General features: G+C 49.1%; 19 protein-coding genes and 1 pseudogene. 8 read left to right on the forward strand and 12 right to left on the reverse strand.

Annotation, left to right across the window (positions count from 1 at the left end):
• Window positions 1–154: 154 nt before the first annotated feature.
• From Q0P86_RS12985 to Q0P86_RS12995, 3 genes are all read left to right on the forward strand, one after another.
• Entirely contained in the window at window positions 155–286 is a 132-nt protein-coding gene (locus tag Q0P86_RS12985) for a hypothetical protein (protein WP_295040000.1), read from the forward strand.
• Window positions 274–495 (forward strand): hypothetical protein, encoded by a 222-nt coding sequence (locus Q0P86_RS12990; protein ID WP_294115727.1) that lies wholly within the window; start codon window positions 274–276, stop codon window positions 493–495. The genes Q0P86_RS12985 and Q0P86_RS12990 overlap by 13 nt, the downstream gene beginning before the upstream one ends.
• A gap of 65 nt (window positions 496–560) precedes the next feature.
• Window positions 561–2027 (forward strand): M17 family metallopeptidase, encoded by a 1467-nt coding sequence (locus Q0P86_RS12995; protein WP_295040004.1) that lies wholly within the window; start codon window positions 561–563, stop codon window positions 2025–2027.
• 130 nt (window positions 2028–2157) lie between these two features.
• On the opposite strand, the gene Q0P86_RS13000 is transcribed toward Q0P86_RS12995, so the two are convergent.
• On the reverse strand, window positions 2158–2919 hold the full coding sequence (locus tag Q0P86_RS13000) for a hypothetical protein (protein ID WP_295040007.1): 762 nt from the start codon (window positions 2917–2919) through the stop codon (window positions 2158–2160).
• Window position 2920: 1 nt separating this feature from the next.
• Window positions 2921–3934: a hypothetical protein gene (locus tag Q0P86_RS13005; protein ID WP_295040009.1), complete on the reverse strand. Its 1014-nt coding sequence runs from the start codon at window positions 3932–3934 to the stop codon at window positions 2921–2923.
• 128 nt (window positions 3935–4062) lie between these two features.
• On the opposite strand from Q0P86_RS13005, the gene guaA reads away from it, so the two are divergent.
• Complete coding sequence (gene guaA / locus Q0P86_RS13010) at window positions 4063–5898, forward strand: glutamine-hydrolyzing GMP synthase (RefSeq protein WP_295040012.1); 1836 nt, start codon at window positions 4063–4065, stop codon at window positions 5896–5898.
• Window positions 5899–5994: 96 nt separating this feature from the next.
• Here the strand turns inward: guaA and Q0P86_RS13015 are convergent, their stop codons facing one another.
• The 5 genes from Q0P86_RS13015 to Q0P86_RS13035 all read right to left on the reverse strand — a co-directional run bounded on the left by Q0P86_RS13015 (window position 5995) and on the right by Q0P86_RS13035 (window position 14700).
• On the reverse strand, window positions 5995–7275 hold the full coding sequence (locus Q0P86_RS13015; RefSeq protein WP_295040014.1) for a hypothetical protein: 1281 nt from the start codon (window positions 7273–7275) through the stop codon (window positions 5995–5997).
• A 41-nt stretch (window positions 7276–7316) separates the two neighbouring features.
• Window positions 7317–10190: a DEAD/DEAH box helicase family protein gene (locus Q0P86_RS13020; protein ID WP_295040017.1), complete on the reverse strand. Its 2874-nt coding sequence runs from the start codon at window positions 10188–10190 to the stop codon at window positions 7317–7319.
• Window positions 10191–10254: 64 nt separating this feature from the next.
• Window positions 10255–11679, reverse strand: a complete 1425-nt coding sequence (locus Q0P86_RS13025) for an ATP-binding protein (RefSeq protein ID WP_295040020.1) — start codon at window positions 11677–11679, stop codon at window positions 10255–10257.
• A 228-nt stretch (window positions 11680–11907) separates the two neighbouring features.
• Window positions 11908–13083: a restriction endonuclease subunit S gene (locus tag Q0P86_RS13030; RefSeq protein WP_295040023.1), complete on the reverse strand. Its 1176-nt coding sequence runs from the start codon at window positions 13081–13083 to the stop codon at window positions 11908–11910.
• A gap of 123 nt (window positions 13084–13206) precedes the next feature.
• Window positions 13207–14700 (reverse strand): class I SAM-dependent DNA methyltransferase, encoded by a 1494-nt coding sequence (locus Q0P86_RS13035; RefSeq protein WP_294115803.1) that lies wholly within the window; start codon window positions 14698–14700, stop codon window positions 13207–13209.
• Between the two features lie 182 nt (window positions 14701–14882).
• Here Q0P86_RS13035 and Q0P86_RS13040 point away from each other — a divergent pair, with 182 nt between their 5' ends.
• The 3 genes from Q0P86_RS13040 to Q0P86_RS13045 all read left to right on the forward strand — a co-directional run bounded on the left by Q0P86_RS13040 (window position 14883) and on the right by Q0P86_RS13045 (window position 17889).
• Window positions 14883–15419, forward strand: a complete 537-nt coding sequence (locus Q0P86_RS13040) for a TIGR01440 family protein (RefSeq protein ID WP_366941307.1) — start codon at window positions 14883–14885, stop codon at window positions 15417–15419.
• A gap of 332 nt (window positions 15420–15751) precedes the next feature.
• Window positions 15752–15901 (forward strand): EAL domain-containing protein, encoded by a 150-nt coding sequence (locus Q0P86_RS16935; RefSeq protein WP_366941308.1) that lies wholly within the window; start codon window positions 15752–15754, stop codon window positions 15899–15901.
• 233 nt (window positions 15902–16134) lie between these two features.
• Entirely contained in the window at window positions 16135–17889 is a 1755-nt protein-coding gene (locus tag Q0P86_RS13045; protein WP_295040028.1) for a hypothetical protein, read from the forward strand.
• Window positions 17890–18134: 245 nt separating this feature from the next.
• Here the strand turns inward: Q0P86_RS13045 and cobA are convergent, their stop codons facing one another.
• The 4 genes from cobA to Q0P86_RS13065 are packed head-to-tail and all read right to left on the reverse strand — an operon-like array spanning window position 18135 to window position 23292.
• Window positions 18135–19754 (reverse strand): uroporphyrinogen-III C-methyltransferase, encoded by a 1620-nt coding sequence (cobA, locus tag Q0P86_RS13050; protein WP_295040030.1) that lies wholly within the window; start codon window positions 19752–19754, stop codon window positions 18135–18137.
• Window positions 19755–19775: 21 nt separating this feature from the next.
• Window positions 19776–20750, reverse strand: coding sequence for a hydroxymethylbilane synthase (hemC, locus tag Q0P86_RS13055; RefSeq protein WP_295040032.1), 975 nt, complete (start codon window positions 20748–20750; stop codon window positions 19776–19778).
• Window positions 20743–21978, reverse strand: coding sequence for a glutamyl-tRNA reductase (hemA, locus tag Q0P86_RS13060; protein ID WP_295040034.1), 1236 nt, complete (start codon window positions 21976–21978; stop codon window positions 20743–20745). The genes hemC and hemA overlap by 8 nt, the downstream gene beginning before the upstream one ends.
• Before the next feature lie 27 nt (window positions 21979–22005).
• Window positions 22006–23292, reverse strand: coding sequence for a CotH kinase family protein (locus Q0P86_RS13065; protein WP_295040036.1), 1287 nt, complete (start codon window positions 23290–23292; stop codon window positions 22006–22008).
• A gap of 22 nt (window positions 23293–23314) precedes the next feature.
• Here Q0P86_RS13065 and Q0P86_RS13070 point away from each other — a divergent pair, with 22 nt between their 5' ends.
• The gene (locus Q0P86_RS13070; RefSeq protein WP_295040038.1) at window positions 23315–24124 is read left to right on the forward strand and encodes a hypothetical protein; all 810 of its coding nucleotides are present in this window, start codon (window positions 23315–23317) and stop codon (window positions 24122–24124) included.
• Between the two features lie 7 nt (window positions 24125–24131).
• Here the strand turns inward: Q0P86_RS13070 and Q0P86_RS13075 are convergent.
• Window positions 24132–24512 (reverse strand): annotated as a pseudogene (locus Q0P86_RS13075) (Lrp/AsnC family transcriptional regulator); the annotation flags it as partial.

Consider the following 24512-nt stretch of genomic DNA (forward strand, 5'->3'; position numbering starts at 1 on the left):
CCGTTTTTAGGCTATTTTTTTAGAAAAATGTTCCACACTTAGCTCAGAAGAGCCTTTTATCGCCTTGTTTTTATCGAGTGTATTCGCGATAAGCACCACTGTCTCAGCCAACACTTGCACAGACGCCGTTTTCAAAGAAATTGCTGGTTACTACATGATTGAAGATAGCGGACTAAAATTAGATTCCGTCATCTTCAACAGATACTCCGGGAAGGACAACTCGGCTGCGCTCTCCAATGCAGAAATCTATGTCAGCGATACGGAAAATACCAAATGTCTGAACTGAACCAAAACGGAACTATCACCAACACAATCACTTACGAACCCATGAACGACGGCTATTCGTTGTCATTTTATGCCGATGGATTCATAACGATACATTATTATTCAAAACCCGAAGGAACAACAGCCCTACGCAACACTCTCAAGCCTATCAAGATTTCCCCGAAGGCCCGCTATTTCGACCTTCTCGGCCGCTATAAATTCACGAAATAACCCCTCACCTCAAAGGGGTTAATGCCCTGACATCAAACCTCTCTACTATTTACTACATTTATATCATGAACTTGAATATCGTTTCTTCCGAAAATCTCAAAAACACTGACAGCAAGGCATACGCCCTGTTTTATGTCAAAGAATCTGTTCAATTTTCCACCGTTCTCTCCCCCGAAGGTGAAGAACAGGTCGAAACCATTCTGAAGGGCATGAAGGAAGGCCCCTTCGAAGACCTCGAATACCTAGAAATTGACGGTTGCAATACCATCTTTGTGGACGCCGCCAAGGAACGCGGTCTTTCCGCCCTCGACCACCTGCGCATGGCCGCCAACCGCCTCGCCAAAAAGGCAATGAAGAAGCAGATTCCCTGCGTAAGCCTGTTCCTGGCCGACGCTGCCGATGAGCAGTTCAAGGCCATTTTGCACGGCCTGCATTACGCCGACTACAAGTTCGATGCCTACAAGAGCAAGCAAAAGCCGAACTTCCAGGTGACCTACGAAATCGTCGCCGGCGAACATGTCAAAGAATTCAGGAAAATTGCCGAAGATGTCTCCGTAGAACAGAAGGCCATTACGCTTGCCAAGAATTTGATCAACACGAGTGCCTCAGACCTCTACCCCGCCGAATTCGTGGAACGCGCAAAGACGGTCGCAAAATACACCGAAGGCCTCTCCATCAAGGTTCGTAACATGAAGCAGCTCGAAAAGGAAGGCTTCATGGGCCACGTGACCGTCGGTAAGGGCAGTTCTCACGAGCCGCACATGATTACGCTCGAATACAAGCCCGCAAAGCGCACCTCCAAGGACCACTTGGTAATTGTCGGCAAGGGGCTCACCTTCGATACCGGCGGCCTCTGCCTGAAACCGCCTAAATCCATGCCCGAAATGATCAGCGACATGAGTGGTGCCGCGACCGCGCTCGCCGCAATCCAGGCCATTGCAACACTCAAACTCCCGATTCGCGTGAGCGCCGTCTGCTGCCTCGCCGAAAATGCCATTGGCAATAAGTCCGTGCTGCCGGGCGACATCTTTACCGCCAAGAACGGCAAGACCGTCATGGTCGACAACACCGACGCCGAAGGCCGTCTGGTCTTAAGCGACGGACTTGCCGAAGCGGGCCTTATCGGGGCAACGCACATCGTGGACCTCGCCACCCTTACGGGCGCCATGGTCCGCGCCCTCGGTTACGCCGTCACGGGATTCTTCAGCAATGACGACGACCTTGGCCTCAAGGTGATCAACTGCGGCGAAGCCTGCTGTGAAAAATTCTGGAGCATGCCGCTCGAAGAAGAATACGCCGACGCGCTCAAGGATCACTTCGCCGACCTCAAGAATACCGGCAGCGACGCAGGTGCCATTTCTGCCGCCCTCTTCCTCCAGGAATTCGTGCCCGAAAACACCGCCTGGACGCATTGGGACATCGCCGGCACCGCCTTCGTCGACAAGAAGTGGAAATACACTGAATACGGCGCAACCGGATTCGGCGTGCAGACACTGATTCAACTTGCCCGCGAAATGTCCTGCGGCGAATAATCGCGCAGACGAGCGCGGCTAAAGTCGATTAAAGGCTCTAAAAATAGATACAAAAGATCCCGCACAGACCGTGCGGGATTTTCATTTTATAGACAAATTTACAATTTCAATCCGAAAATTTCATCAAGAATTATTTTCTCACAATCATAATTTTGAATGCTAAAGTATAGTAGATATTTTCATCGTCTTCATCGGTACGGTCTGGAGAATCAAGCAACATTTGTACTCCGGCTCCAACATTCCACATATCTGTCATATACCATAATTTACCGAATTCAAAACCAACACTTGCTGCTGATTGAGAGAAATAGGCTTCATCTAATGGCCTAGTGCGCCTTTCTTCGTCAAAGTACGAATCGTCATCACCAAGGTTGAAGTAGGCGATGGCAAATGAAGCACCTGCATATAGACCATATAACGGATTAGATGGATTTCTGACAAAGTAAACATTCACTCCGCCTCCAATCGCAAATCGTATTCCGCCTTCGGAATTTTTCTCAACGTAGCGGATATCGCCATTTTGTCTTTCCACATATTCATAATCAGCTACCTTGAGCGAAGATATTCCCAAAAGACAGAACAGGGCGACACGGCTAGAAATTATTCCGCCAAACCGAGCATAAAATTCAGGACCCATACCGGAAAAATCAGTTTCATAGATATTCTTACTGGATCCATAGAGGATTTCTTCGTCGTCTTTTTTTTCATCGCTGATATTCAGATACTGCAAGCCCAGCGATGCTTCAAAATAGAAGGCATTGTGGATATAGGAATACTGCCCCTGACTGGCATAAGTAGCTTGAGAAGGATTGTAATCGTAAACTCCAGCATAAGAAACGGCGGCAAGGCCAAACGTTAGAAGGAGCGCATTCAATACGGATTTTAGACGCATTTTATTTTCTTATGACAGCCAGGTTGGCCGACAACGAATAGTAGTCCGAGTCGTTTCCGCTTTCGCCGTCACGAATTCCGCCATCCAACGAACCCTTTACCGTAAGGCCTACGTTCCAGGAGTCATTGACCATCCAGACCTTTCCGAGCTGCAAACCGAAGGAGAGGTCGCTCTTTGAAATTTCAAGTTCTTCGTGGTCGTTATACGAAGAGGTCAAGCCAGCTTCTTCAGCGACAATACTGACCGAAGCACCGATAAAGGTTCCGTAAAAAACGCTGTTCGGATCAGGGGTAAAGAAGAAATGGGTACCGCCACCGAATGCAAAACGGATGGCGTCTGTTTCAAAATCGGCACTGGATTTTTTCCAACCGTTTTCAGTGCGGGAAGCCTTAAAATTTCCGTCCATAGACGAGAATTCCAGATTGCAGTAAAGCGCCAGACGGCTAGCGACGATTCCGCCGAACTTGAGGCCGAAATCGGGACCGAATCCCTTGAATCGGCTTTCAGCGGAGTTTCCGTTATCGCCCACAATCAGTTCACCGTTCCGTTCATCGAAATAGTCGTCATATTCCTTATTTTCAAGCCTCATGTAACGCACGCCCAAATCGGCTTCGAAGAAGAATCCGTTATGGATGTAGTTTTTTTCTGGAGCTTTTTCCGGAGAGGCCGGACGAGTTTGTTGCATCGGTTGGGCAACCGGCCGCTGAGCGTAAACAGGATGCGGTTGGACATATTGTGCCGTCGGATACATTTGCGGAGGCGGAGCATATTGCGGCAGCATCATCGGCTGCTGGGGCTGCTGTGAAGGCGGCAGTTGCTGAGATTGCGGAGCCTGCTGCGAAATTTTTTTCGATTGCAAAGGTTGCAGCGAAGGCTCCTGAGACGGAGCGACTGTGGGCGCGACCTGGACTTCCGTTTGTGACGGTTCAGGGTGAGAAGCTATGGTTTCTGTCGAATCGACGGCAGCATAGGCCGAAACGGCCAATCCAAGAAAGAGATAATTTAAAATACGCATAAACTAAATATAATAAAGCAAATTCAAAGTGTTCAATGTGATATGTAAAAAAACAAAAAACAGCAATATCCGTCACATCGGTGGTATTTTTATCCCAAGAAACACAAAATATTCTATTTTTGGAGCGTATGAAGAACGTCGATACTATTGCAGTTTTGGACTTTGGCGGGCAGTACGCCCACCTGATTGCTAACCGCGTGCGCCGCCTGGGCGTGTTTACCGAAATCCACTCCCCCGCCGCTCCCGTCAGCGAGCTCGAAGGCGTGAAGGGAATCATCTACAGTGGCGGCCCGTCGAGCGTGTACGCCGCCGACGCCCCGGAATACAATCCCGAAATTTTGAACCTGCCTGTGCCGAAGCTCGGCATCTGCTACGGTCACCAGCTCATCGCCCAGCAGTTGGGTGGGCACGTGGAACCGGGCAAGGTCAAGGAATACGGCATCGCCGACCTTATCGTGGGCGACGAAAACTGCCCGCTTTTGAAAGGACTCCCGAAGGCCTCCCCCATGTGGATGAGCCACGGCGACCAGGTCACCAAGCTCCCCGAGGGCTACAAGATCGTGGCCAGCACTAAGGACTGCGAAATCGCCGCCGTCGCCTTCGATAGCGACAAGCCCGAACGCCAGATTTTCGGCATCCAGTTCCACCCCGAAGTCACCCACAGCAAGTTCGGCATGAAGTTGCTCGAAAACTTCGTGGACTTCACGGGCGCGAAGAAGACCTGGAACATGAAGAGCTACCTGCCGCTCATCACGGAGCGCATCAAGGAACAGGTCAAGGACCGCAAGGTCTTCTTGCTTGTGTCCGGCGGCGTGGACTCCACCGTGGCATTCGTGCTCTTGAACCGCGTGCTGGGCCCCGAAAAAGTCCTCGGCCTGCATGTGGATAACGGCATGATGCGCCTCGGCGAATCCCAGAAGATTATGGACTTCCTCAGGGCGGAAGGCATGAACAACCTCAAGGTCCGCGACGCCAGCGAACACTTCCTCGCGAAGCTCAAGGGCGTGACCGCACCGGAAACCAAGCGCGGCATCATCGGCAAGGAATTCCTGACGGTAAAAGACGAGGAAATGGCAAAGCTCAACCTCGATCCGAACCAGTGGATGATGGCCCAGGGCACCATCTACCCCGACACCATCGAAAGCGGCGGCACCAAGAACGCCGACAAGATCAAGACGCACCACAACCGCGTGCAAGAAGTTTTGGACCTCATGGAAAAGGGCCTCGTGCTGGAACCCCTCGCCGACCTGTACAAGGACGAAGTCCGTGCCCTCGGCGAAGAACTGGGCATCCCGCACAACCTCGTGTGGCGCCACCCGTTCCCGGGTCCGGGTCTCGGCGTTCGCCTGCTCTGCAGCGACGGCAAGCTCACCGACGACCTCGTGAAATTCGAAGACGTGAAGGACACCGCCGGTCAGTCCCTCGCCGACTACCTGAAGGCGAACAACATTGCTGGCCGCCTACTCCCCATCAAGAGCGTGGGCGTGCAGGGCGACGGCCGAACCTACGCACAGCCGTTCCTCATCACCACACCGGGCCTCAGCTGGAAGGATTGCGAAAAGTTCTCCACCGAACTTGCCAACCGCTTCAAGGCCATCAACCGTGTGATTTACCAAATTGGCAGCGTGGCCGATGAAGACCCGAAGCTCGTCGAGCAGTTCGCCACTCGCGAAAACTTCGATACCCTCCGCAAGTTCGACAACATCTGCACCGAATTCTTGCAGGCAAATGATTTGTACGAAAAGATCTGGCAGATGCCTGTGGTGCTCGTCCCGCTCCGCACGGCAGGCAAGCCCTGCATCGTGATGCGCCCGGTGAACTCTACCGAAGCCATGACCGCAAACTTCGCCGAAATCGACCAGGGAATGCTGGCCGGACTTTGGCGCAAGTTCGAAGCGGAAGGCGCTGGCAGCCTGTGGTACGACGTGACGCACAAGCCGCCCGGAACCATTGAGTGGGAGTAAACGGTTTAAGTCACTATTCCTAGTTTATTTTTACTAAAAAAATTCCGGATAAACGAAAATCATCCGGATTTTTTTATTAGTCTATAACGAATTTCGTCACTTAGAATCCAGTTCCAGAAATTTACCATCCTTATACTCAATGGAATAAATAGGATTCAATTGAGCCAAAGTTTTGAGAACCCCTTTTTCAAAAGAATCGAACCGATCTAACGTTTCATAATATAGATCTTTTATACCACCAGACCAAAACAAAGCGTCAGCTTTCAGTAACTCTAAATTCAACAGAACAGTCCATTTTACATCATGGTACTTTTTTGCATACGGAGCCATAAAATCACAATTCAAACATTCCGTCCACTTGTCAATTCTGTCGCGACGTCTTTCCGACTCCGGCTTAGCAAGTTCTCGTTCAAGAAGCACCATATTCGAGCAATAAAAAAGATATTCCGCCATAAAAGCGACCTGCATATACGGAATAAACTTTGAATCATTCAAGGCTTTAAACCAGTCGTCAGCTTCGCCTTTATCTCTTAACAAGCTACGCTCAACATCTATGTTTTTTTTCAGCACTAGCGACATGTATTTGTCTTTAAGTTTTCCAGCAACTCCCTGAATATTTCTCAACACATTAGCATCTTGCTCGTCAAATCTATCGAAAGAAGACAAATCCCCTAATTGCCTAAAACCATTTTTTATAATAGCCTTGTCTTCTTCTTCGAGCAAATCAAGTACTTGATCGAGTTTTTGAGAAATAGAATTCAATTGTGTCGTTATAATATGTTGGTAATACTGTCCCGTTACCATGGAGGCTATTTGAAACGCCAACATAGGAGTAATACTGACAGACGGAATCTCGGTAAACTTGGCTTGTTCCGCGATTTTTCCCTCGGACATTGCAAATCCTCTCAAAAAGCCATCCTGAGAATGTGCCAATTTTGAAATATCGATATTACACTGGAGGGCTCCAGAAAATGTACTTGTGACTATCCCGTTCGTTACAGCACTTTGCAAAAGTTGAGAGGCCAAAGCCTTCATCTCGTCTGACGGGAGCTTAAATCTATTGGCGTAGTTCAAGTCCGTTTTTGTTGTCTGTTCTATGCTCGGCACAGCCAAATCAGTACACGGGATTTTGCTTATAAATTTTTCTACTGTTTTTTTTCGATCATCCTTCTCTTTCATCCTATCCCATTGCATTTCAAAAGTCCCAGATATAGGATTTCTAACTAATGAAAAAACAGAATAAAATTTCTTTTGCCATCGAAGACTTTCGCTAAAAGAATCACCAAAAGATGATTTATCCTCTTTATGATTATCATCTTTCTTTGAGGGTTGGTCAGGACGGGCAACACCATTCTCATCAACATAGTAGTCTGCCATAATTTACCTCTTCAAATTACTTATCTAGAAAGACCGTCTACCTACCCCTGCATTCCTGCGGGGTCAACAACTTCGTGAATATTCTCAAGGTATCGCCTTAGCGGAATCATCTTGTCGTTGAACACTTCCAAGCGTTCGTCAAACGGGGCGTCGTTCACGACGGTTTCCGGCCTGATGTCACCGTTCTCACAAACGTACGAAATAATGTCGTTCAGGAATTCTTCCTGGTCGGAATTGAGTTCGCTCCCCGAAAGGAACGCGTTGAACCGTTCCAGCGCCTGCTTGCGGTCAACACCAATAAACGAGCGAATCAATATGGCCACATTCCCGTCACAGGGCCTGCCGTCGGCAAACTTCTCGAAGTCTTCCTTGCTACCCAATTCAGACCACATGATGCGCTGCAGTTCCAGAACATCTTCATTCGTGAGCGGTTCCAGGTTGTAGATTTTCTGGAGCACGGGATTGTAGTCCTTTTGGGCAAGGTAATCCATCACCTTTTGCCTGTAGGTCACGCGGGTCTCTACGCCGGCGCTTTCGCCGTCATCGGTAACAACATCGTCGATGTCAATCGTGAAAGTCTGGCCGCCATCGCCCACCAGGAACTTCATGAGGTCGCGGAGTTCGGTGCGCACCTTCTCGAGCCAGCGCAGGCTCCTGTTTTCCCACGAGGTCTGGTTCAGCACTTCCTTGATGGTCCCCATCTTGGCAACCACCTGCGGGATTGTAGCCTTGGAAAGCAGGCGTTCGGCAAGCCCGCATACACTTGCAACAGGCCTGCTCGCATTGTATTCGCTATTCACGAATTCAAGTTCAATCGCTAGCACAAGCACGTCGAACTTCTTGGCATTTTCGTCTTGCGTGTTGTGCGGCAACAGCGGTGCAATATCAAGCTTCAAGGTCTGCACATCGCCAGCAGTCAAGCACACCCACGCATCGTCACTCTTGAAATGGCAAACGGCGGCCCAACGGTTTCGCACCGAAATATGGGCATCCGACAGCGTAGCGACCTGTGCTTTCAGGCCAGCCTTCAAATCGTCGTGAAGGCTTTTCGCAAATTCATCTTCCTGGTACGTCTGGTGCTGCAGGTAGAACGCCACCTCGGCACGCAGGGCAAACAGGCGCTCCGTCAGCGACATGCTCTGCTGCACAATCTTGCCGTCCGGATTCTGCTCGAAGTATTCAAAATTCCTGCACCAGTCAAAGATGTAGAAACATTCCTTGTCCTTGCCCGCCCCGTAGATATCGGCAGAAAGGCGCGTGCCACGGCCTATCATCTGCATGAACTTGATTTTCGACTTGACAGGCTTGAAGAACACAAGGTTCAGTACATCGGGCACATCGATTCCCGTATCCAGCATATCCACAGACACGGCAACCTGCGGGTTCCCGTCGCGAACTTCGAACTTGTCAATCAAATCCTGCGAATAGGTCACGTAGTTATCAATCAGCGCGCAAAAATCGGAACCGTATTCGGGATAAAGCTTGTGGAACCGTTCTACAATCAGTTCGGCATGCTTGTGGTTGTACGCGAAAATGATACTCTTGCCAATGCGTTCGCCACTCTGGACCTTCAGACCATTCTTCATCAGGTCCTGCAACACGTTATCCACCGTGCCTTCGTTGTAGATGTACTTGAAGATTTCCTCGCTACCGATATCGCGCCCGCGGGTATTCCCGCCCGCTTCCGGCGGCACAGCGCCCGAGCCAAGTTCCTGCAGAGTCTCTTCGTAATCCCACACCTGCTCCAGCTGTTCCCTTTCCTCTTCCGAAAGGTCGCTGTACTTGATTCCGTCCTTCAGAATCATGGAGCCGCGCTTGAACCCGTGATAATTCACCAGGAAACCATCGGCCACAGCATCATCGAGTTCGTAGGCGTAATTCGGGCAGCCGTTCTCCATCTCGAAAATATCGTAGGTGCTCTTGTCCACCTCGTCACGAGGGGTCGCCGTAAGCCCGAGCAGCAGGCTATCGAAATAGTTGAAGATAGCGCCGAACTTGCCGAAAATACTGCGGTGCGCCTCGTCAATGATAATCAGGTCGAATCGCCCCACCGAGAAGGGCTTCTTCTCGGTATCGACGCAGTTGATCATCGTCTGGTAGGTACTGAACACGATTCGGGCATTGACCTCGGCAACTTCGCCGTTTTTATCTCGAATAATGTTTTCATCACTGGAATCGCTCAAAACGGCAACAGGGGTATTCGGCAGTAGCTTCGCAAAATTCTTCTTCGCCTGGCCCACCAGCGACGTGCGGTCGGCAAGGAACAGCACGTTCTTGACCCAGCCGTTCCGCATGAGCACATCTACCGTAGAAATCGCGACACGGGTCTTGCCCGTACCAGTTGCCATCACCAAGAGACCGCGGCGGTGCTTGCCGTTGAACCATTCGCACACGGACTTGATGGCCATCTTCTGGTAATGTCGGTCGGTAATGTAGCCCTTCACGCTAAAGTCGCCGATATCCTTGCGGCCCCGCTTCTGAATCAAGAGTTCCAGATCGCCCTCGGTATGGAACGCATAGAGCCGCCTCGGCGGGTAGCCAAGACCGTCGATAATGTTCGTCTCGTAACCGTTGGTGTAATAGATTACAGGGCGGCGGCCATACTGCTTTTCGAGGCAATCCGCATAAAGTTCCACCTGGTGTTTGCCCTTTATTGGCGAAACCGTCGTCTTTTTCGCCTCGATTACAGCCAGCGGGAGCCCGTCCGCACCAAAAAGCACGTAATCGACAAAACCGACACCCTCCCCGTTCGGCATCCCTTCCACTTCGACTTCGATACACGCCTTCGAAGGCTTCACGACCCCCTTGGCCGTAAGCACAGTCCACCCCGCCTCGCGGAGCATGCGGTCAATCAGGACCCTGCGGGTTTCCGCCTCGGACTCGGGCGTTCCATCGATGTCGTCACAATTTGCCATATTTGCTTTACATTTTTGCGGGTTTCCGCATTTTTTCTAAAATATAAACAAAAATCGGTAAATCCTAGAACAAGTCCTCTAGTAAAACCTGATTGTTCACGATGCCCGCATATTTTCCATTCGCAAGGCCAAATGTCGTTATAAGCGTAAGTTGCATTGCATATTTGCGTTTAGGGTAATTCTTCTTAAATACAGAAAGCCTTGTGCGGAGCCTCATATCTTCGGCACTATCCAGAACATATATGTCTTCGCAGAACTTTATCTCGCATAAATTAATTGTCCGGTCATCACGTTCAATCACAAGATCAATCTGTACGCCAGGATATCCGTCGTCCTCGAGAGTTCTGTAAGAAAATTCGTTTGTGCCTACACCTGATATTCCGAGTTTTTCCTTCACCCTATCAATATGACTAAAGACAAGTTGCTCGTAAGTGAGGCCCGCCCACGTACCAAATTTTGGAGTCGTCTGAAGTTTGAGCCAAAAGTCCTTTTTCCGATTCCGTATTTCTTCTTCAAAGTAAAAATAGAACAGGGTGAAAAAATCAGAAAGCCGATAATAATTCCTTTTTCGACCATTATCGATGCAGCGGTATTGAGTGATGAACCCACAGTTTTGAAGATTGTTCAAGATGGTGGTAATGCCGTTTCCGGTCTTTAACTTACAGGCTTTCAGAATTTCAGTCCGGTCCAGTCCCGACTTTCGCCTGCTCAATGCACGGACAACGGAAATGTGTTCTTCGGCATTTCTGAAAAGCGAGGCGTACAAGTTTTCAAATTCTAATGCAAGTTCTCCCTTGGGGCTAAACAACAGCTTGTCTATATTCTGCGCCAGACTATATCGACTGTCTAGAAGACTTAAGTAGAAGGGTATGCCGCCAAAAACCATATAGCACACAGCAACTTCGTAGCGCGACAGGTTGAACCCCTGCCTGGCAAGCATCTCTTCCGACTCCTTCAACGTAAAAGGCTGCAGGAATATATGCCGAGTCAGACGGTTGTGGAGCCCACCATGATTGTTGATCAATTTGTTGATAATCCAGGAAGTGGCTGAACCGCAAACAAGCAGCAGTATGTCCGAACGGCCCGAGGCGAAATCATTCCAGAAATGTTCCAAGGCCGTAACAAAGCCCGATTTGGGCGTATCCATCCACGGGAGTTCGTCTAGTAGCACCACTTTGCGTTTTGCCTTTGACGATTCAATCAAATCAGCGAGCAGGTTAAAAACATCAAGCCAGTCTTTAGGAGGTATCGAAGACTCTAGCCCTTGCCTCAGCATAGCCGTATAGAAGTTCTTGATCTGTGATTCCGTTCCCGCATTTGAAAGTCCAGAAACCGAGAACAACAGTTCGTCTTGAAAAAACTCCTTGATAAGAAAGGTTTTGCCCACTCGCCTACGGCCATAGACGGCGACAAATTCCGATTTCGGGGAATCGTACAGCCTTTTTAGCAGGTCCTGCTCGTCAACCCTGCCAATGATTTTCTCACGCATATCCCACCTCCGCTCAAAAGATTATACATTGCCAAAAATAATAAAAAATCAAGATTTTGGCAAATTATGCACAAAAACAACCATATTTTAACAAAAACAAGGAGCTTGTCGTTCTATTTTCTGCCAAAATATTAAAAAATCAATACTTTTGGCAAATTATATGCCATTGGCCTAAATTTTCTGCTGTCACCCTGGAGCGAGGCCGCAGGCCGATGCGATAGGGTCTATTTACCCAAAATATTTATCCATGGTGTAGTCGAGCAATTTTTGTGTGTCGGCGATGGAGGCGCGGATGGTTTCTTTTTGCTTTTCGATGGACTGGATTTTTTCGGCAAAGGATTGCTGGAGAGCGAGGGGCGGGAGCGGCAAATCATAGGCCAACAACGCGTCTCTATTGATTTTCGGGATATTCGCTCGACCAGAATGCGAAACGGCATATTCAATGAATTTCTTGTGAGTTATAGAAAACTTTATGTAGTACTTGTTTGCGACATCAGTATTTGTAATTAAAGGATACATGTCCGCGCTACAAATGCCCTTGAATGAAGGCAACGCCACCTTATTAAGATTAGGACGTATTTTAGAGTACAATATCATCGATTCATCAAACAGATACTTTCCGCTAATAAGGCCTTCATCTTTAGCCAGTTTCACATCAACAAAAACACCTGTATTAGACTGAATATTCGCTCCGCCAATATGGGGATAGTTGCAAAAGGGTTCTTCATTTGGATTAACCAACCCATTCACTACTGAACACACATCCCCCAATTTTTTTACTTCCCAGCCTTTGGGGTTTTCGATGGGGTCGCCGAACATGTCGTAGAAGATGGCCTGAGCGAGGCTATTGAGTTCCTTGAGCTGCGCATTCTGCTTGTCGATGATACCCGTCAGCAAATCCAGCTCCGCAACAATACGGGATTGCTCCGAAAGAGGCGGAACGGGGATAACAAACTTTGATAGATCGCCCCATTTCAAATTATTGATATTCGCACCATTAAATATGGAGTTTAAATAACTTCGATAAGCCCCAGATCGACAACAGTAAAATACATAACGGGAATAAGTCAAATTTTCATTAGGCTCAATCACTCCCATAAAGCCACCAAACGCCATATTAAGATTTTCTTGTACGTGCGCAACTTTCCCCAAATGTTGCGTACTTCCATTAGACATACAAATAAAGATATCTCCGCCACGCAGCAATTTATCTAATGGAATGACAAAGTCATCTCTTAAACACACAACATCATCAAAATTCAATGAACTTGTTTCAAGATTTATATTATTAGATCGAAGCACTATCTTAGAAGAATGATTAACAACATCATCCTTTGCGTATGTCAAGCCACGTCTAAATGACGCCACATCACCAAGTTTCTTGTATTCCCAATTACGCTTCATAACAAATTCTCTTTGGATTCTATCGCTTCGCTCCAGAATGACATTCTGGTTAGAGATTGCTTCGCTCCGCTCGCAATGACAACTTCACTGGATCCTATCGGCCTTCGGCCTCCAGGATGACACTTATAGGTATTTCTCCTTGAATTCGTTCATAGCGGTGTTGATTTCGTCCTGGAGTTTCGTAATGCGCTTGAATACGGTCTTGGGATTTTCGTATTCGACCTTGACTTTTTCCACTTCCTTGTACTTGTTGATGCTGAGGTCGTAATCGTTCGCGATGATTTCTTCTACCGGCACAAAGAACGACTGTTCCTTGCGGGTGCGGCTTTCTTCGGCATCGAGGTTCTTCCAGCGCGCGACAATGTCGGGAATGTCGTTCTCCTTGCATTCGGTGCGCTTCTGGTCCAACGTGTAGCCGTCAGCCTTCATGTCGTAGAACCAGACCTTGTCCGTGCCGCCCGCGTTTGTCTTGGTAAACACGAGAATCGCCGTCGAAACGCCGCTATAGGGCTGGAACACGCCGCTGGGCATGCTGATAACGGCCTGCAAGCGCTGATTCTCGATAAGTTCCTTGCGGATAGATTTGTGCCCCGTACTATTGCCGAACAGCACGCCGTCGGGCACGATAGATGCACAGCGGCCGCCCGGCCTGAGCATACGCACGAACAGCGCGAGGAACAAGAGTTCCGTCTTCTTGGTCTTGGTAATGGCAAGCACGCTCTTGCTTACCACCTCGTAGTCGAAGCTGCCCGCAAACGGCGGGTTCGCAAGGCAAAGCGTATAAAGGTTTTCGTCGGTGTTTTCGGAACTCAGGCTGTCGCGGTAGGCAATTTCGGGGTTATCGACGCCATGCAGCATCAGGTTCATCGCCCCGATGCGCAGCATTGTCTGGTCGGTATCGAACCCATGGAACATCTCGCCGCGGTAATGGTCCGAATTTTCCTTCTTGAGGAGTTCCTTCTTGTGGTGCTCCTGCACAAACTTCGCCGCCTCCACGATAAACCCCGCCGAACCCATCGCCGGATCGCAAACGGAATCCTTCAGGGTGGGCTGCATCATATCTACCATCATGCGGATAATGTGGCGCGGGGTACGGAACTGCCCGTTGGTGCCGCTAGCCGCCATCTTGCCCAAGATGTATTCATAGACATCACCCATGGTGTCGCGGTTGTTCATGTCGAGCCCGTCGATACCTTCCACGATTTTCGTGAGCGTGCGCGCACTCTGAATCATGAACGTCGCATTGTTCATAAAGCGGCTGTAGGCGCTCTCCTTGCCGTCGTTCAGAGTCTTGATGAACACGAATACGTCGCGGGAAACCGTCGCATACATCGCCTCGGATTCCATGTTCTTGAACACGCTCCAGCGCAGGTTACTGTAAGGGACATCGCGGTCGAAATCGGGGTTGTGCCACTTGCCCGCCTTGAAGACCGGGTCCTTGACCTTCACGCCCATAGCGTTCGCCGCCGCATCCTTCTTTTTCTGTGCGTCGTCCAGCATCTTCATAAAGAAGAGGTAGGTCATCTGCTCCAAGATGGTGATGGAGTTCGTGATGCCGCCCGTCCAAAAAGTGTCCCAGATAGAATCGATGCGGTTCTTGATTTCGCCAGTAATCATGTGAAAGTCCAGTAAAAGTGTTTGCCAAGGAATATAGTAAAAAACTAATTTTTTTAAGTGGATTCTATCGCCTCTTCGAGGCTCCAGAATGACAGATGGTAATATTAATGAGGTAAGACATGGCAGGCATTACATACGAGATAGACGACAAGAACGTTGTCGAACAGATTCGTAACGACGCGATGAACGCCGCCAAGGAACTTGTGGAAAAGGCACACCTCACGGCGGGCCAGATTGTAGTCATCGGTTGCAGCACGAGCTCCACGCTCGGAAACGACATCGGGAGCCACTCCGTGCCCGAAGTCGGCAAGGCTATTTTCGAAGGGCTCTCGTCCGTGTTCAAGCCGCTCGGCATCTACATCGCGGCGCAGTGCTGCGAGCACCTGAACCGAGCCATCATCGTCGAGCACGCAGCCATACCTAACGCAGAAATCGTGAACGTGGTTCCGCAGCCCAAGGCGGGCGGCTCTTTTGCAACAGCCTGCTACAGTGCCTTCGAGCATCCGGTCGCCATCGAACATATCAAGGCAGATGCCGGGCTCGATATCGGCGGAACGCTCATCGGCATGCACCTGAAGGAAGTCGCAGTTCCTGTCCACATGCAGCTAACGCATATCGGCAAGGCAATCCTGATTGCAGCGCGCACGCGCCCGAAATTTATCGGCGGGGAGCGCGCACACTACGACGAAAGCCTCAAGGACGGCTACCCGAAATTCTAATCAAGGCAGAAATTCTTCTTTTTTCGCATAGGAAGATGTAGAATATTCCAATTTGGAGTAATAAAATTGTAGTAACATGGAGTTTTTTTACAAAAAGCTCCTTTTTATTTTCATTAGTTAAATTAAATTCACCGAACGGAGAAAATTTTTGAAATGAATGGTGAATTTGAAAATATCAATCAAACTCAAAATTCTAAGGAGAAAGAATCCTGCGAGCCGGTGCAGACCACCTCGTTATCATCAGCCTGCACCTTTCGGTCGAAGAAATTGATTTCGAAGAAGCTTTCGAAAAAGGGTATTTCAAGGTTTACAACCAACCGGTTGTCCGTGCACTGACGGGTAAGGTCTGCGGTTACGAAGCTCTTGCTAGGTGGATCGACCCTGAACGCGGCATGATTTCACCCGTCATCTTTATTGAGGTTCTTGAAAAAGTTCACCTAATCCACAGACTCGACGCCTATACGATAATCACCGACGCGTAAACCCGTTCATCTTCATGCATGCCGAGTTCCTGCAAGTATGCGAGCAGATCCGGATCTTCGTTCAGTCAGCGGAGCTGATTGATCCTACAGCTTCCCATATCGATTTCATGCGCCTTTTTTCGACAGCAAAATCGAATTGCGCAAGCTCTTGTACATACCTTACAAAAATGTAATCAAAAATACAGATAATTGCTATATTTTAAACAGCTTAAACTCATCATAATGGAGAGAATATGAAAATCTTCACCTTGAAAAAAGTCGCTGCGGGCGCAGCTCTCTTTAGCCTTTTCGCCTGCGGAGACGACAACAGTTCGGGAAGCAAGGGCCAGGACATCTTCAGCACGAAAGACGACCTGCCCGAATGCACCGAGAAAATCGCCGGAGACACGCTCTACGTGGAAAGCGATTCCGCGGATTACTTTTGCGAAGACGGCAAATGGATTCTCGTTGGCGACACGACAGGAACGGACACCTCCGCAACGGATACTTCGGACGTTTCCTCCTCGTCGGGAAAGAAACCGAGTAGTTCCTCGACTGCAGACACCATCTTGAGCAGCTCCAGCACCAAAGACAGTAGTAGTTCCGCAACGGTTTCGAGCAGCTCCAGCACCAAAGAAAGCAGTAGTTCCGCAACGGTTTCGAGCAGTTCGGACACGAGGGAATATATTAAGCAATGCCCAAATGACACCATTTCAAAATCCTCGTTTTACATCGACGGTGATTCGGTGGTTGTGGAGAATTTTGAACAAGCCAGCTATTACTCAGCTTTCATCGACAACGCTTATCAGACGGACATCGAAAAGATGATTGAGCAAGCTGCATTGATGGAAAGCACATTGAACGATACTACGAAAGTTTGTGACGAAACCGAAGAAGATCGTATTTCCCTTTTGTGCGACATAGTAAAAAATGGCGGACATATTTCTCTAAACATCGATTCCACCAAAGCTTATGGTCCCTGGGCGGTAACGCGCATAAAAATGCCGAACTCCCCGGCAAATATCAGCGCCATTACGCAATACTTGAACATAGATGGAGAAGATCAGCTTTGCAACGTATATAAAGTGAATCTGTACGGCTGTTTGGATCAAACCATCGCCCCACAACCAGTGGCTCGCCTCTGGTCAAACGGACCGGGCAGCCCCGATGAGAAACTAAATCTGGAGCTTCAGTTTGCTTATCAAAATTATATAGAAAGCGAAAAAACCATTGTGGATGCAATTCAAGATGCGAGTAACGCTGGCGATTGGGCCAAGGTGGCGGAGCTTACCGGTCTCAAATCCTCGGATCCCTATATGGAGTTGTTCAAAAATGCTAAGGTAGAAACTGGTTACGGCCATGGCTTTGTAGAATTTTCATTCCTCGATGTGGATGCCTCTAAACAGTCCTTGGTGAAATCCATTATCCAGTCCGATTGTAAGGATATTCGCCACCACTGGATCATCTCGACTTATTCTTCCTTCGGCTCCCTCATCGTTATACCAGCGTCCTCCAGCAGCAGTGAGAAGTCTTCTAGCTCCAGCGTGATGTCTTCCAGCTCCAGCGTGATGCCTTCCAGCTCCAGCGCAGTGTCCTCCAGCAGCAGTGAGGAGCCTTCTAGCTCAAGCGCTGAGCCTTCCAGTTCCAGCGTGATGTCTTCCAGCTCCAGCGTGATGTCTTCCGCTTCGGAAGCGGTATTTAACGATGAACATTTGGACTTTTTGGTGGAGTTCGGCAACTTCTCGAAAAGCGATTTGTCTACCGCGGACACCACCATCTGGAAGGCGAGCAAGCGCTATTTGCAAAGCCAAAGCGATGCGTCGAAAACATTCGTCAATTCATTAGTATCGGCATTGGAAAAAGCGCACTATATGTTGGTAAGCAACAAAGATACCACAGCAATCTATCAATTGGATACAGCCGATTATACATATCGCGTGGAAATCAACATTGCACTAAGTTCTAAGGGAACTAATGTCGTGATTAACGCCCAAAAAATCAAAGTCTAGCCCAAAAGAAATTCGCATTTAAAGTTCAAGGCTGCCCTCCGGGCAGCCTTTTTGCGGAATACGCACAAAATAAAATCCAGTTCCCCGAAGGTAACCAAATGACGCCGAATTCGTTTAAGGGCAACGTATCGCGCAATTCCTTTCCGGCTTTTACGTCAACGTTTACTTTCGCACATCCGCTTTCGTCATCAAGATGCCAAAAGAGAAAAGTCCATGACGCGCAACCTTACCTTGCACGAAAACCTTTAGCTGTAATATTCAACAATTCTTTTTACGAGCGAATCCATGGTCGTTTCTTCGGAAACGACCGTTTTGTATCCGTATTTTTGGGCGGCAGATTCTGTCATTCGGCCGATGCAGAATGCGAGCGGATGGGCATCTTGACTCACGCAGGATTTATTCAAGTTCGCAAAATTTTCGACGGCGCTCGAACTTGCAAAAACGACCGCATCGGCCGTAGCAACCGCCTCGCGTTTCCATTCCGGGCATTCCGTAACAGGAAGTGTCTCGTAAACAATCCAGCGGGTGGCGTGCGGTAGATACCCGAGCAAGGTATCATCGGCTAGATTTCCCTGAAGGAGGAGGATTTTCGGTTCATCTTTTGACACCTGACGGCAGTCGGCGCATTGAGACGCAAGTAACTTTCCGAGGCCTTCAGCGGTGTGGTCTTCGGGAACGTAGTCGCAACGGATACCATATTCAAGGAGCTTCTTTTCGGTAATTTTCCCGACACTGGCGATTTTCTTGCCCGCGAGGACACGCACGTCATAACCCGCGGCAAACAGTTGCTTGAAGAAACTGTCGACTCCGTTCGTACTTGTGAAAGCGAGAAGGTTGAAATCCTTAAGGGTGTTAAAAACAGCAAGCCTGGATTCTATCGTTTCGCTACGCTCCACTCCAGAATGACATTTTTCATTACGGTCCCCCTGGAGACACCTTGTGTCGATAGAAGCCATGTGAGACCTAATTACAAACGGACAGTCAAGCGTACGGGTTTCAATCATCGGCGATACAATGATTTCTGCTCCGAACGCAGAAAGTCGCGATGAAATGCCGCTGGACTGCTTTGCTGCACGGGTAACCACCAGACGCTTGCCCGACAGCGGCAGGTTCTTTTTCCAGGCAAGGGTCTTGCCGAGTTCAACGACGCCGCCCATAATCGTAATCGCAGGGGCAGTCACATTTTCACGGACAATAGTCTCCCCCGCCGTTTCAAGGGTCGCCATGACGGTTCGCTGGTACGGCGTTGTCCCCTTTTCGATAAAGGCGAGCGGTGTCTTAGGATCCTTGCCACATTCCACCAGTCGATGCGCGATAAAATCCATATTCGCGATTCCCATCAAGAAGATGAGGGTTCCCGGACACTTGGCTAGAGTCTCAAAATCAAGGGAAATTTCTGCGTTATCTTTTTCGTGGCCGGTAACGATGTGGAAACTCGTGGCGATTCCACGGTGGCTTACGGGAATGCCCGCGTAAGCAGGAACAGATATGGCAGAGGTAATTCCCGGCACGACCTCGAATTCCACGCCTGCGTCCACGAGTTCAAGGGCTTCTTCGCCGCCACGACCGAATACGAACGGGTCGCCCCCCTTAAGGCGGGCGATAACGCCATGCGGAAATTCGCGAGCAAAATGCACGAGCAGCTTATTGATTTCGGATTGTTTGACCTTATGGTGAGTTGGCATCTTGCCCACATCCACCATCTTGGCCTTGGCATTGCACATCGAAAGAATTGCCGGAGAAACAAGACGGTCATAGACAACCACGTCGGCACGCTCCAGGACTTCTTTGCCACGAAGCGTCAAAAGGCCAGGATCGCCAGGACCAGCACCAATCAAGAACACCTTTCCAAAATCAGACATCATAAAACCTTTATTAACAAAAAACTACATCTGTTCGCGGATTTTTTGAGCGAGCGCCACGCCTACCGCACGGGATTGCGCAATCAAGTCGGGAGATTCCAGACTCACGGAATTCAGGACCTCGGCTCGAAGAAGCTTCTGCGAATTTTCATCCCAGTAGATACCGCGAATGTTCAATTCGCGCACGCCATCGGCAGCTGCGGCGGTGTCGACAAATTCGGCGAAACTCGCCACGGGAAATTGACAACCGGCATTGAGAGCCTTCAGGTAAGCCATTTCGGCAACGGCAACGGCAAATGTTTCGGTATCGTTCACACGAGCAAGAAGCGTGTCAATAGATTGTTTCGAGCGATCGCCCTCGCAACGACGTAATGGGGAAAGCGTTTCAATAGCGAGAATGCCTTGCCCCGATGCCGGGAGCATGTGCGCGGTACTGAAAAACTCCGTCACCTGGTCGGCGAGGCCCATACGCTTGAGGCCTGCGGCGGCGAGCACCACTCCGTCAAGTTCAGCCAATTTAGAAAGGCGCGTCTGGATATTCCCGCGAATAGGCACATATTCGAGATCTGGGCGAAGCGCCTTCAGTTGCACGACGCGACGGATGCTTCCTGTACCGATGCGGGCTCCTGCGGGCAGCTCCATGAACCTGCAGCCGTCCACTCCCCCGCGCGCGACAAAGGCGTCGCGCGGGTCCTCGCGGTGTAACACCGCGGCAAGCTTGAATTCCGGTAGCACTTCAGCAGGCATGTCCTTCAAGCTGTGGACGGCAATATCGGCGCGGCCCTCAAGCAAGGCGACTTCCAGCTCCTTGATGAACACGCCCTTGCCGCCGAAACTCGCCAAAGACTTGTCGAGCCGGCGGTCGCCTTCGGTCGTCATCGAGACAAGTTCGTAGCTCAGATCAGGATTCGCCTGCACGATAGCCTCGGCAACCATGGTCGTCTGCGCCATGGCAAGGACGCTCTTACGCGTCGCGACCCGTAGCTTGAACTCACTCATGGATTGCCTCCAGACACTTCAAGAAGACTTGCACATCTTCGGGTGAATTTTCCGCCTTGACCTTGTAAAGGTAATCGTTCGCCAGTTTCTTCGCAAAGCGCTCATACATCATCGAAATTCGGTGGCGGTCTTCTTCCGCCAAATCAGGCATGGAACGTAACAACTTTTCGGATTCCTCGTTCGCCACATTCAGCATCTGCTCCGCGTGCAGGCTAATCTGCTTCGAGACATTATCCATACGGTTCCAGTGCAAGAACTCGTCGATTCCTTCTTTCAGAATTTTCTGAGCCGCTTCGAGCTCCACCATACGCAAGCGACGGTTTTCCGATACTATCTTTTCAAGATCATCGACACAGACATATTCCACACCAGCAATTTCGCCAATAGAGGCTTCCGCATTGCGCGGGCTGCCCAGGTCAATGACCAGGCGCTTGGTGTTTTCTACGGTCCCAATCGCCTTCGCATATTCCTCTTTTGTGACAATCGGTTCCTGACAGGCGCTGCAAAGAATCACGACATCACATTTACCAATAACGCCATAGCGATCTTCAAAGCGCACCGGAGTCAATACATCTGCAAATTTTTCCGCATTCGCAAAAGTCTTACTGCTGGCAAAAATATTCGTCGTATACTCCTGCACATACTTAAGCATCAGCGAACCCATTTCGCCGAGCCCCACGATATACACGGTTCGGTTTTCGAGATCATCGAATGTCCGCTGCACCTGTTTCATCGCAAGGAACGGAATATTGCAGCTGAGCTTGCTCAAGTTCGTTTCGGTCTTGATGCGTTTGGTCGTGTGGATCGCACTCTGGAAAAGCTTGTTCAGACTATTTCCAGTAGCACCGAGTTCACGCGCCGTCTCGTAGGCACGCCCAATCTGGTGCAAAATCTGGTCTTCACCCATGGCCACGGAATCGAGTCCCGCACATACGTTCATCACATGATGCGCGACATCGTCTCCGGACTTGAAATAAAAGAATTTCGCAAAATCTTTATAGTCCTGTCCCGCCAGATTACATACGTACCGCACCAGTTCTTTCTCCGAAATTTCACGGTCGGAAGCCGTATAAACTTCGGTTCGATTACAGGTCGCAAGTATCAAAAGTTCGTCGAACGGAGAATCTTTCAGAGCTTCCGTCTTGACATCCATCGGAATATAGAACTTCTCGCGGATTGCAATTTCAGCCACCTTGTGGCTCATTCCTGCCATGTAGATTTTGCGCATGGTTCAAATTTAGAAAAACTCTCTTTTCTAATTCCGAATTCTGAATTCCGAACTCTGAATTTCCTCATCGATCCATTCGAAGCGTTTGCGCATCCAGGAAGCCATCGTTTCTACGGCTTCGTCATAAGAATCGTAGGGATCCTTGAGCGCCCAGTTTTCGGTATTGCTCAAGATGGGCCATCGCCTATATTCATTCTCGATAGCGCGTTCAATAATCGAACGATAAACGGGAATGCTGTCGATAAGTTCCTTGAATATTTCACGATGCTCTTTCCAGTAGACAGCAACCGCACTATCTACCACGTGATTATTCACGATATAGTAATTCAAGCGGTATTCTCTGATATACCAGTCCTCGGGGTTCTGGTTCCGCGTACGCGACGCGTTTCCGAAGGACAAGTCAAAATCCCACAACGGACCAAAATGAATCGGCTCCCCTTTTGTCCAGGTAAAGAAAACGCTGCGCGCATAATTTCCGTCTTCGTTCTTGGAGTATTCCTGAACCCAGTAATACAACAGGTAATCCTCCAAATCAATCCAATTCAGGATTTCTTCGTCCTCGTATAGGTAGCGGTTCTTCAAAAATTTTTCAAATTCGTTCAGGTGATTCTGCAAAAGTTCCAAGGATTCTTCCGGAGGATTTTTCGGTGAACGGATATGATAAATGTTCTTTTTGTCGGTAATCACATAAGGAGGATCGTATTTTTTCACATCTTCTTTTTCGACAAGGAATGTCGTGTCGTTTTCTTCGATATGGACTCGATTTTTCGCGACCTTGATTGTTTCCGAAAGAAGATAAAGTCCCATGTACTTTCGATTCAGATAAAGTTCAACGAACTGCATGCGAGGTGTATACCTAGCCCCAAGCCATTCCGAAAGACGGGTCATCATGTAGTTGCGCAAGTGAGTCTTATCTCCATAATTGGCGATAAGCGCCCAATCACGGTTCTTGGGCATTCCAAAGAGTTCCACTTTGTCCTTAAATTCCAATTTCATGCCGTACTTGGGCATTTTGAAACTAGAATTGCCTCGACCGCGTACGGTCAGTTCCAGAACTTCGCTTTCGGGGGATTTTTCCCCGTAAATCTGGAGTTTTGAAGGGAATTCCGTTTCCCGATCTCGCAGCCCTGCAAAGTTTTCAATTTCGATGACGAGTCGTGGAAGCCCGGCATACGGGTACATCGAATCGTCCATCGGCAAGTAGTCTGGATTTTCTTCGGTTTCGGCCCAATAGCAAGCCGAAAAAACGATGCAACACAAGAATGCAACAAATCGTTTAAGCGAGTTAATCTTGAACAGAGCCGAAAACATCATTGGAAATATATATATTTAGAATATGAACAAATTTATCGGATGCCTTCTATCGATTGGTTTTGTGACCGGTTTTGCCACAGAATCCCTGCATCCGATTTTGCCACCTACAAGTTCGATTTCCGTTCAAGGGACTGTCGAGTTAGACGAAGACGTTTACAGCGGCGACATGGAGGTCTCGGCAGAGTATGCGGTACATCCGCGGCTAAGTCTTTATGTAGACGGGGCGTTCCGATTCCTAAGCTACAGCTACGAATATTCCACCGAAGGCTACATCCACAATTACTGCAACCTACATGTCAACGGCTTTAACGAAACATACCTGGGCGCAAAAGGGTTGATTTTCCCTTACATGGGGCTAAATGCCGGTTGGCAGTTCCCGCCCGGTGAAGGTTCCCCAAAGAACCGTTTCCACCGATTGAATGTGGAACCGTTCGGCTTGCTTCAGTTTTCAAAGAACCTAATTCTGGGAGCAGCCATCCGTTACAACACCTTCCTTGAAGACAAAAAATACAAGCCCGGTGACGAAATCGGTCTGAAGGCATCTTTCGTGTGGCGGCCCGGCTGGAACGATTCACTAAAGACCGGTTGGGAATTCAGCGAAGTTTTCCTTTACCAGGCCAGAATTGAAGAATCCGAAAATCGCAACCTGGACAAGCGTTATCGCGGTATGAAGGACAAGTACCGCGGCATGAAAATGAAGTTCGACGCCATACGCTACTTCAACATTTTAGACTTATCCATCGGATTCGGGCTCAATTACGAAATTCACGAAGGAACGCTGTTCGGTCTCGAAACAGGCCACCGCGTAGGAATTGAAATAAATGTCAGATAGCCGCCTTTTAGGCGAAAAAGCGGAAACTCGTTTTCTTGAGTTCATGCAACGAATGCAGCACTGCGTAATCAGGGTTACCAATCGATGCGGCCGCCTCTTTGATATTGCGGTCCAGTTCTTCGGCGGACTGGGCATGCATCATAGCGTAAAGTGTATACGGGAAACCTTCGAAAGAAGGACGCTCGTAACAATGCGAAATGTAAGGCTTGCCTGCTAAAATTTCGCCCGCTTTTTTCAATTCCGAATTCTGAAATCCGAATTCGGAATTTGCAAAGCAGACCATGGCGTTATAAGCAAAACCCGCTTCTTGATGCCGGAGAATCGCCCCGAAACGGCGCATGCGTTTTAAAGCCAAGTCTTCGCGGAGCTCATCACAGGAAACGCTCCA

The sequence above is a fragment of the uncultured Fibrobacter sp. genome (assembly GCF_946062555.1).
Lineage (GTDB): Bacteria > Fibrobacterota > Fibrobacteria > Fibrobacterales > Fibrobacteraceae > Fibrobacter.

Bases quoted from the DNA above. Each gene is read 5' to 3' on its own strand.
- Q0P86_RS12985 (WP_295040000.1), top strand. From the start codon at position 155: ATGATTGAAGATAGCGGACTAAAATTAGATTCCGTCATCTTCAACAGA.
- Q0P86_RS12990 (WP_294115727.1), top strand. From the start codon at position 274: ATGTCTGAACTGAACCAAAACGGAACTATCACCAACACAATCACTTAC.
- Q0P86_RS12995 (WP_295040004.1), top strand. From the start codon at position 561: ATGAACTTGAATATCGTTTCTTCCGAAAATCTCAAAAACACTGACAGC.
- Q0P86_RS13000 (WP_295040007.1), bottom strand. From the start codon at position 2,919: ATGCGTCTAAAATCCGTATTGAATGCGCTCCTTCTAACGTTTGGCCTT.
- Q0P86_RS13005 (WP_295040009.1), bottom strand. From the start codon at position 3,934: ATGCGTATTTTAAATTATCTCTTTCTTGGATTGGCCGTTTCGGCCTAT.
- guaA (WP_295040012.1), top strand. From the start codon at position 4,063: ATGAAGAACGTCGATACTATTGCAGTTTTGGACTTTGGCGGGCAGTAC.
- Q0P86_RS13015 (WP_295040014.1), bottom strand. From the start codon at position 7,275: ATGGCAGACTACTATGTTGATGAGAATGGTGTTGCCCGTCCTGACCAA.
- Q0P86_RS13020 (WP_295040017.1), bottom strand. From the start codon at position 10,190: ATGGCAAATTGTGACGACATCGATGGAACGCCCGAGTCCGAGGCGGAA.
- Q0P86_RS13025 (WP_295040020.1), bottom strand. From the start codon at position 11,679: ATGCGTGAGAAAATCATTGGCAGGGTTGACGAGCAGGACCTGCTAAAA.
- Q0P86_RS13030 (WP_295040023.1), bottom strand. From the start codon at position 13,083: ATGAAGCGTAATTGGGAATACAAGAAACTTGGTGATGTGGCGTCATTT.
- Q0P86_RS13035 (WP_294115803.1), bottom strand. From the start codon at position 14,700: ATGATTACTGGCGAAATCAAGAACCGCATCGATTCTATCTGGGACACT.
- Q0P86_RS13040 (WP_366941307.1), top strand. From the start codon at position 14,883: ATGAACGCCGCCAAGGAACTTGTGGAAAAGGCACACCTCACGGCGGGC.
- Q0P86_RS13045 (WP_295040028.1), top strand. From the start codon at position 16,135: ATGAAAATCTTCACCTTGAAAAAAGTCGCTGCGGGCGCAGCTCTCTTT.
- cobA (WP_295040030.1), bottom strand. From the start codon at position 19,754: ATGATGTCTGATTTTGGAAAGGTGTTCTTGATTGGTGCTGGTCCTGGC.
- hemC (WP_295040032.1), bottom strand. From the start codon at position 20,750: ATGAGTGAGTTCAAGCTACGGGTCGCGACGCGTAAGAGCGTCCTTGCC.
- hemA (WP_295040034.1), bottom strand. From the start codon at position 21,978: ATGCGCAAAATCTACATGGCAGGAATGAGCCACAAGGTGGCTGAAATT.
- Q0P86_RS13065 (WP_295040036.1), bottom strand. From the start codon at position 23,292: ATGATGTTTTCGGCTCTGTTCAAGATTAACTCGCTTAAACGATTTGTT.
- Q0P86_RS13070 (WP_295040038.1), top strand. From the start codon at position 23,315: ATGAACAAATTTATCGGATGCCTTCTATCGATTGGTTTTGTGACCGGT.